Raw genomic sequence first — 8818 nt, forward strand, 5'->3', positions numbered from 1 at the left:
TCTGCCTTGCCACCGACAGCCTCGTGCCCTCGGGCGTCGGCGCCCACATGCTGGCGCTGGCGGCGGAACTCGGGGCCGAGTTCGACGTGACGATCGCCGCCGATCCGCGAAGCGGCCTCGTCTCGCAGGCGCTTCGGGCCGGCCACGCAGCGGTGGCGCTCACCGTGGGCGACGAGGCCTCGCTCCGGGCGGCGCTGGAGCTGGCGCGGCCCGATCTCCTGCATATCCACGCCGGCATCGGCTGGGAGGGACACGGGATCGCGGAGGCCGGACGGGCCGTCGGCGTCTTTCCGATCGTGCGCACCGAGCACCTGCCCTTCGTGCTCACCGACCCCGCCGAGGCCAGCGCCTATCTCGAGGCCGTCGCCGGCCTCGATGCGGTGATCTGCGTCTCGATGAGCGCGGCGCAGAGCTTCGCGGCCGCCGGCGTCGATCCCGGCGCCATCACCGCCATCCGCAACGGCCTCGCGGATCGCCTTGCGCGGCGCGACCGGGCGAGCACCCGCGCCGCCCTCGGGATCGCCGAGGACACCTGCCTCCTCCTCTGCGTCGCCCGCCTCACCGAGCAGAAGGGCCACGCGGTCCTCCTCGACGCGCTCGCCCTCCTGCCGACTCATGTGGCGCGCGACATGCTCTGCCTCGTCGCCGGCGACGGTCCGCTGCGCACCGCCTTGGCGGCGCAGGCCGAGACGCTGGGGCTCGGCGCGCGCCTGCGCTTCCTGGGGGCGCGCGACGACGTTCCCGACCTCATGGCCGCCGCCGACCTTCTCGTGCTGCCCTCTCTGTTCGAAGGCCTGCCGTTGGTGGCGATCGAAGCGATGGCCGCCGGGCTGCCGGTCGTGGCCACCCGCATCGGCGGCACCGACGAGGCCATAATCCATGGCGAGACCGGTTGGCTCGCCGACCCCGGCGATCCCCGGGCGCTTGCTGCCGCCATCGCCGTAGCGCTCGAAGATCCCGAGGCGCTGGCCCAAGCCGGCGCGGCCGGGCGCCGACGCTTCGAAACGCACTTCCAGGCCTCGCGCATGGCGGCGGAGACCGCCGGTCTCTACCGCCGGCTCCGCGCCTCTTCTCATGACATCATCCAGGACGCAGACATGAAGACCATCCGCATCGGCTTCGTCGGAGCCGGGGGCATCGCCCACCGCCATCTCGGCATTCTCGAAGGCTTCCAGGACGTCGCGATCGTCGGCTTCGCCGACACCGACCGCGCCCGCGCGGAAGAGGCGGCGCTGCGCTTCGGCGCGCGCGCCTTCACCGACGCGGCCGAGATGATGGACGCCTGCGCCCTCGACGCGGTCTATATCTGCATCCCGCCCTTCGCCCATGGCGCGCCGGAGCGCGCCGCCATCGCGCGCGGCCTGCCCTTCTTCGTCGAGAAGCCGGTGGCGCTCGACATCGAGACCGCCGAGGCGATCGCTGCCGAGATCGAGGCCAAGGGCCTCGTCACGGGCGTCGGCTACCACTGGCGCTATCTCGACACGGTGGACGAGGCGCGCGCGCTCCTGAGGGACAACCCGGCGCAGCTGCTGTCGGGCTACTGGCTGGATTCGACTCCCCCGCCGCAATGGTGGTGGCACGAGGACCGCTCGGGCGGCCAGATGGTAGAGCAGGCGACGCATCTTCTCGATCTCGCCCGCTTCCTCGTCGGCGAAGTGACGGAGGTCTACGGCCGCGCCGCGCACAAGGAACGGCCGGACTTCCCCGGGCTCGACGTGCCCACCACCTCCACCGCCAGCCTCACCTTCGCGAGCGGCACGGTCGCCAACGTCGCCTCCACCTGCCTTCTCGGCTGGAACCACCGCGTCGGGCTCCACATCTTCGCCGACAAGCTGGCGATCGAGCTGACCGACCGCGAGATCATGGTGGATGTCGGGCGCGGACGCCCCGTCCGCGGCGCCGACGGCGATCCCGTCTGGCGCGAGGACCGCGACTTCGTCGATGCCGTGGCGGGCGGCGAGAACCGCATCCGCTGCACCTATGCCGATGCCGTCGCGACGCACCGGCTGGCGCTCGCCGTGGTGGAGTCGGGGCGCACCGGCGAGGTCGTGCATCTCACGGCCCCGGTGCCGACGCGCGCGCCCCTCGCCCCGCTGCAGTTTCCGCCGCGTCCGGAGCCCGGCCAGCTGCCGCACGGCCACCGCCACATCCGCTCGCTCGGCGTCGAGCGGCCCGGCGAGGCCTATCACTTCCAGTATGAAGAAGGCCCGCCCGGCGAGAGCCAAGTGCGGCTCGACACGCTCTACACCGGCTTCTCCGCCGGCACCGAACTCACCTTCTACAAGAACACCAATCCGTACCTGCATTCGCGCTGGGACGGCGGGCGCGGCGTCTTCGTGCCGGGCGAGGCCGGTCAGCACTTTCCGGTGCCGTTCCTCGGCTACATGGAGGTCGCCCGCGTGACCGAGGCGCGCGCCCCGGGCTTCGCGCCAGGCGAGATCGTCGCTTCCACCTACGCGCACAAGAGCGGCCACACGGCCGACCCGTTCCACGATCTCCTCGTGAAGTTGCCCGCCGGCATCGACCCGATGCTCGGCATCTATGTCGCGCAGATGGGCCCGATCGCGGCGAACGGCCTGCTACATGCCGACGCCGAACTTGCCGGCGCCCATGTCGAGCGGCTCGGCCAGGGCGTTACGGGGCGCCCCGTGCTCGTGATGGGCGGCGGTGTCGTCGGGCTTCTCGTCGCGCTCTTCGCGGCGCGCGCGGGCGCGGCCGAGATCGTCGTCGCCGACCCATCGCCCTTCCGGCGCGCGCGCATCGAGGCGCTCGGCTTCCGGGCGATGGAGGAGGACGAGGCCTGGGCCTACGCCAAGGCCAACTGGCACCATGGCGGCGGCGACCGCGGCGCCGACTTCGTGTTCCAGACGCGCGCCGACGCGCGGTCGCTGCATGCCTCGCTCCGGGCACTGCGCCCGCAGGGCACGGTGATCGACCTCGCCTTCTACCAGGGCGGCGCGGAGGCGGTGCGGCTCGGCGAGGAGTTCCACCACAACGGCCTCGCCATCCGCTGCGCGCAGATCAACCGCGTGCCACGCGGCCTTGCCTTCGAGTGGAACAAGCGGCGGCTGGCGCAGGAGACGATCGGGCTCTTGGGCGCGCGTGGGCGCGACATCGCCGAGCACATGATCACCCATGTCGTGCCCTTCGAGGAGGCGCCGGCGTTCCTGCGCCACCTCGTGGAGGAGCGGCCCGATTTCCTGCAGATCGTGTTCAAGGTCCGCGACTGATGTCGGCACTGGCTGGAAGCCCGGCGGCCCTCGTGGACGAGGCGGGGCCGATCCGCGTCCTCTTCGTCTTCGCCTGGCTGGTGGTGGGCGGAGAGGAGACGGAGGTGCGCCTGCTCGCGCGGCACCTCGACCCCGCACGCTACCGCATCGAGGTCATTGCCTGCTTCCGAAAGGAGGGCATGCCCGAGCAGACGCACCAGCAGCTGGAGGTGCTCGGCGTCGCAGTCGACCGCACGCCCTACACGCTCTCCTTCGAGGACACGGTCTCCTATCTCGCCGGCAAGCTGGCCGGCGCCGACATCGTCGTCTCCTGCCAGAACGTCGCCGACATCTATCCCGCGCTCGAGCGCTTGCACCACCGGCCGGCGCTGATCGAGCACGGCGGGCTGGTGTCGGAGGCGCTTGGCGGCCCCAAGCACTTCACCCACCGCTATGTCGGCGTCTGCCGCTCGATCCGCGACGCGGCGGCCTCGCGCATGCCCGGCCGCGAGGCGCATGCGATCGAGATCCCCTCGATGGTGGATCTCGCCGCCTTCGATCCGGCCGCACGCGGACCCATGCGACGCGCGCTTGGGCTCGACGATGCCACGCCGGTGATCGGCTGGGTCGGGCGGCTCGACCCGAAGAAGCGCGTCGACGACTTTCTCGACGCCGCCGCGATCGTCCTGCGGACCCGCCCGGACGCGCGCTTCCTTGTGATAGGCGGGCCCGACGCGTTCCTGCCCGACTATGCGGAAGCGTTGAAGGCGCGCGCCGGCACGCTTGGCCTAGGGTCGGCGCTGCGCTTCCTCGGCGACTGCACCGAGATCCCCGAACTTCTCGCCGCGCTCGACGTCTTCGTCTGGCTGTCGCGCGGCGAGGGCATGCCGCATGTCGTTGTCGAGGCGGGCGCCGCCGGCCTGCCGGTGGTGGCGACCGCCGACAACGGCACGCTGCAGCAGATCGAGGACGGCGTCAGCGGCCTCTTCGTCGATCACGAAAGCCCTGCGGCGGTGGCGACGGCGGTTCTGTCCCTCCTCGCCGATCCCACCCGCGCTACACGGCTTGGCGCGGCGCTGCGGGCGAAGGTCGAGCGCGAGTATGGCGTGCCGGTGGTTGTGGCGCAGTGGCAGTCGCTACTCGACGAGGTGAGCGCCGAAACGCGGCGCCCAGCCCACGTGCCCGGCCTCTTCCGCTCGTTCTTCCACGGCGGCTTCGAATCTTCTACCCACCGGCGCGCCCACGACCGGCGGCGGATCGACATGATCGCGGCGAGCTACCACGATCGCTTCGCGCGCGAGGACTACGCGGCGCTGAAGGCGCAGGGCATCGCCACGGTGCGCGACGGCCTGCGCTGGCACCTGATCGAGCCCGAGCCCGGCCGCTACGACTGGTCGAGCCTGGCAGCGCAGCTCGCAGCCGCGAAGGCGACGGGCACGCAGGTCGTCTGGGACATTCTCCACTACGGCTGGCCGGACGATCTCGACATCTGGCGCCCCGAGTTCGTGGAGCGGTTCACCCGCTTCGCCGCCGAGGCGGCGCGGGTGATCGGCGCGGAAACGGACGGCGCGCCCTTCTACGCGCCGGTGAACGAGATCTCCTTCTTCGCCTGGGGCGGCGGCGACGCCGGCTATCTCAACCCCTTCGCGCATGGCCGCGCGCACGAGCTGAAGGTGCAGCTATCGCGCGCCTCCATCTCGGCGATGGAGGCGATCTGGCGCCTCGACCCGCGCGCCCGCTTCGTGCACGCCGACCCCGTCATCAACGTGATCTGCGACCCCTCGCGCCCACACGAGGCCGCGCATGCGGAAGGCCACCGGCAGGCGCAGTTCCAGGGCTGGGACATGCTGGCCGGCCGCGCCTGGCCGCAGATCGGCGGTCGCGAGGCGCTGCTCGATCTCGTCGGCGTCAACTACTACTTCAACAACCAGTGGATCCACGGCGGGCCGCCGATCGACATCGGCCACCCCCTCTACAAGCCCTTCCGGACGATGCTGACCGAGACGCATGCCCGCTACGGCCGCCCGATCTTCGTCGCCGAGACCGGCATCGAGGGCGATCGGCGGGCGGAATGGCTGGCCTATGTCGGCGCCGAGACGCGCGCGGCGATGCGGGCGGGCGTGCCGGTGGAGGGGATCTGCCTCTATCCCGTGCTCGATCATCCCGGCTGGGACGACGATCGCTACTGCCCGAACGGCCTCCTGCGCTTCTCGGCCGAACTCGCGAAGCGGGTGCCCGAGCCGGCGGTGGAGCGCGAACTCGCCCGGCAGCGCCGGCTCTTCGGCGCCTGACGCAGAACCGTACGCCCAGCGACGACAATGCGTCGCGCCGCACTGCGGCAACCAAGCGCGTGCTTCGGCCTTCTATCCCTTCAATGAAGGGATCGAGAATGGCCAACACGGTTGTCATCACCGGCGGAACCGCCGGCATCGGGCTCGCGACGGCGGAGAAGTTCGCACGCGAGGGCTGGAATGTCGGCGTCGTCGCCCGGCACGAGGGCCGGCTGGCGGAGGTCGAGGTGCGGCTTCGCGGGCTCGGCGCCCGTGCCGTCGCGGTGAAGGCCGACGTCGCGGATCGCGATCAGGTGGATGCGGCGGCCGACCGGATCGCCCGCGAGTTCGGTCCCATCGACGTCTGGGTCAACAACGCGATGTCGACGCTCGTCTCGCCTGCCGGCGAGATCGCGATGGACGAATTTCGGCGCGTGACGGAAGTGACCTATCACGGACAGGTCTTCGGCACGCTCGCGGCCCTGCGCCACATGCGCCCGCGTGGTCGCGGCGCGGTGATCCAGATCAACTCGGTTCTCGGCATTCGCCCCTTCCCGCTCCAGTCCGCCTATGCCGGCGCCAAGGCGGCGGCGCTCGGCTTCACGAATGCGCTGCGAGCCGAACTCGACCACGAGGGCGTCGCGGTGTCGCTCTCGACCATTTTCCTCCCGGCGGTGAACACGCCGCAGTTCGGCGGCTGGGCGCGCAACCGCACCGGCCGGCGCCAGATCGCGCCCAATCCGGTCTACGATCCCCGCCTTTGCGCCAACGCCGTCTTTTTCACCGCGCTGCATCCGCGCCGCGACGTCTGGGTCGGACGCACGACCATGATGGCGAGCGTGCTGCAGCGTCTCTGGCCCAATGTCGGCGACCTGCAGGCGCGCAGCGGCTGGGAAGGGCAGCTTTCCAACGAGCCGATGCCGGAGCTGCCCGGCAATCTCTTCGAGCCCGGCCCCGGCTCGGCCGTGATCGACGGTCCCTTCTCGGATCAGGTGCTGGGCTCGCGCCACACCTTCGTCACCAGCCGCCAGCGCGACATCGCGGTCATCGGCGGCATCGGTGGACTGGCGGTCGCGGCCGCTGCGCTCGTCGGCGCCTTGCGGCGGCGCTGACGGGATGGACCGTCTCTCCGATTTCGAAAGTCCGTTGCGTATGAAAAAGACCGATGCGGCCCGTCAGGATGGCTACCTACCGTTGAAATCCTACACTGCGCTCGGCGACGGCCGCTCGGTCGCCCTCTCGGGCGCCGACGGCTCGATCGACTGGTGGTGCGTACCCAACATGGATTCGCCGCCCCTGTTCGATCGGCTTTTGAGCGCCGAGGAGGGCGGGCGGTTCTCGATCACCCCGGCGGACGCCTATACCTCCGAGCGCCGCTATATCGAGGGCAGCAACGTTCACGAGACCGTCTTCACCACCGCGGGCGGGCGGGCGAAGATCACCGAGGCGATCAACAGCGGCTCGGCGGGGCGCCTGCCTTGGTGCGAACTCGCCCGGCGCGTCGAGGGGCTGGAGGGCGAAGTCCGGTTCCAAGTGGAGATGCGCATCGGCACGCGCGCTGAGACCTGCTCGCCCTATCTCGTCGCCAATCGCAACGGCACGGTCTTCCACGCCGGATCGGTGCTCGGCCTTCTGCGGCGCAGCGAGGGCGTGGTGGTGTCGCGCGAGGACGATCTCGCCTTCGAGGCCGAGATCGTCACACGGCCGGGCTCGCGCGAGGTGTTGGCGATCGTCGCCGGCGAAAACGAGCCATTGGTCGTACCCTCGATCGCGGAGATCGATCGGCGGATCGACGTGTCCGACAAGGAATGGCGCGAGTGGAGCGAGCGCATCGGCTATGCCGGGCCGCATCGCGAGGCCGTGCTGCGCAGCGCGCTGGCGCTGAAGCTGCTGCTTTACTCCCCCTCCGGCGCCATCGCGGCGGCGGCGACGACCTCCTTGCCCGAGCGCATCGGCGGCAACAAGAACTACGACTACCGTTACGCCTGGGTGCGCGACGCCGGCTACACGATCAAGGCCTTCCTCAAGATCGGCGCCGACGCCGAGGCGAAGGCGGCCTTCACCTGGCTGATCCAGCGCCTCGCCGAACACGGCAGCGAGGTCTTCTACACGCTGTCCGGCGATCCGCCGCCGGAGGACCGCGAGATCGACCTGCCGGGATACCGGAACTCGAGCCCGGTGCGGATCGGCAACGCCGCTGCCTCGCAGCACCAGCACGGCATCTACGGCGACATCTTCGAAGTGGCGTTCCGCTTCGTGGAGGCCGGCAACATTCTCGACGATCATTCCGCTCGCACCCTGTCGGACCTCGCCGACGAATGCGCCGAAGGCTGGCGGCAGGTCGATGCCGGCATCTGGGAGCTGGAGGAGCAGCGCCACTACACGATGTCGAAGATCTCCTGCTGGCAGGCGCTGGCGCGGGCCGTCGAGATGGCGGAGGACGGGCACCTGCCCACCACCTGCCAGCCGCGATGGACGCGCGAGCGCGACCGCGTGGCCGAATGGATCGACGGGCACTGCTGGTCGGAGCGTAAGCAGGCCTATGTCGCCTATGCCGGGAGCGAGGATCTCGACGCCTCGCTGGCGCTTGCGGTGCGCTTCGGCTTCGACGGGCGCGACCGGCTGTCGACGACGATCGACGCGATCGACCGTGAGCTCGGCGCCGGCCCCTTCCACTATCGCTACACCGGCGTCTCCGCGGAGGAAGGCTGCTTCATCGCCTGCTCCTTCTGGATCGCGGAGGCCAAGGCGCTGCTCGGGCGGCGTGACGAGGCGCGGGAGGACTTCGCCGAACTGCTCGGCGTTCTCGATGCCGAGGGCGTCTATCCCGAGATGATCGACGCCGACACTGGCGAGTGGCTCGGCAATTTGCCGCAGGGCCTGACGCATCTGGCGCTGATCCACGCCGCGGCGTCGCTGGGCGAGGAATGAGGCCCGTTCGTAGCCGCGCAAGCATTGAAGACATTCTGTCCCACGCTTCGGGGGGAACGTTGGACGGGTCCACGGAGTCGTTCTCCTCGAAGGAGACGCACATCATGACCACTTCGAGCGACAACCTCACCGACACGGCCACCCGCTGGTCGCGCGACACCGACGAGCTGTTCGGCAGTTCCCGCACGAGCATCGCCGCCAAGACGAGCACGCGGATCTTCCTGCCGCGGCAGAGCCCGTCCTCGCCCACGGCCGACCGGCCGTCCGCCTGAGCATTGCACCTGACGCAAGGCTACCATGCGTCAGGTGCGCTGTGGGGCTGTTGAAGAAGTCGGCGTTTGAAGCGTCGCGGGGGGCGAAAGGAAGGCCTTCCCGGTGCGAGCTCGGCGGCGCCTTTTACCAAACACG

General features: G+C 70.4%; 5 protein-coding genes. All 5 read left to right on the forward strand.

The genetic code is table 11. The features are described from left to right. The first annotated feature begins 47 nt into the window (after window positions 1-47). The 5 genes from GGR04_RS16115 (at window position 48) to GGR04_RS16135 (ending at window position 8682) form a co-directional block, all read left to right on the forward strand. Window positions 48-3230 carry a glycosyltransferase gene (locus tag GGR04_RS16115; protein WP_183200961.1) on the forward strand — a complete coding sequence of 1061 codons (3183 nt, stop codon included), beginning with the start codon at window positions 48-50 and terminating at the stop codon, window positions 3228-3230. After that, complete coding sequence (locus tag GGR04_RS16120) at window positions 3230-5500, forward strand: glycosyltransferase family 4 protein (RefSeq protein ID WP_183200937.1); 2271 nt, start codon at window positions 3230-3232, stop codon at window positions 5498-5500. The genes GGR04_RS16115 and GGR04_RS16120 overlap by 1 nt, the downstream gene beginning before the upstream one ends. Before the next feature lie 98 nt (window positions 5501-5598). Next, window positions 5599-6591 carry an SDR family oxidoreductase gene (locus GGR04_RS16125; RefSeq protein WP_183200938.1) on the forward strand — a complete coding sequence of 331 codons (993 nt, stop codon included), beginning with the start codon at window positions 5599-5601 and terminating at the stop codon, window positions 6589-6591. 40 nt (window positions 6592-6631) lie between these two features. Further along, entirely contained in the window at window positions 6632-8410 is a 1779-nt protein-coding gene (locus tag GGR04_RS16130; protein ID WP_183200939.1) for a glycoside hydrolase family 15 protein, read from the forward strand. Between the two features lie 104 nt (window positions 8411-8514). Further along, window positions 8515-8682, forward strand: a complete 168-nt coding sequence (locus GGR04_RS16135) for a hypothetical protein (RefSeq protein ID WP_183200940.1) — start codon at window positions 8515-8517, stop codon at window positions 8680-8682. Window positions 8683-8818 lie beyond the last annotated feature (136 nt).

Source organism: Aureimonas pseudogalii (genome assembly GCF_014196835.1).
Classification (GTDB): Bacteria; Pseudomonadota; Alphaproteobacteria; order Rhizobiales; family Rhizobiaceae; genus Aureimonas; species Aureimonas pseudogalii.

What these genes read in the sequence shown, in the direction of transcription:
- GGR04_RS16115 (WP_183200961.1), top strand. Translation starts at nt 48, where the DNA reads ATGCTGGCGCTGGCGGCGGAACTCGGGGCCGAGTTCGACGTGACGATC.
- GGR04_RS16120 (WP_183200937.1), top strand. Translation starts at nt 3,230, where the DNA reads ATGTCGGCACTGGCTGGAAGCCCGGCGGCCCTCGTGGACGAGGCGGGG.
- GGR04_RS16125 (WP_183200938.1), top strand. Translation starts at nt 5,599, where the DNA reads ATGGCCAACACGGTTGTCATCACCGGCGGAACCGCCGGCATCGGGCTC.
- GGR04_RS16130 (WP_183200939.1), top strand. Translation starts at nt 6,632, where the DNA reads ATGAAAAAGACCGATGCGGCCCGTCAGGATGGCTACCTACCGTTGAAA.
- GGR04_RS16135 (WP_183200940.1), top strand. Translation starts at nt 8,515, where the DNA reads ATGACCACTTCGAGCGACAACCTCACCGACACGGCCACCCGCTGGTCG.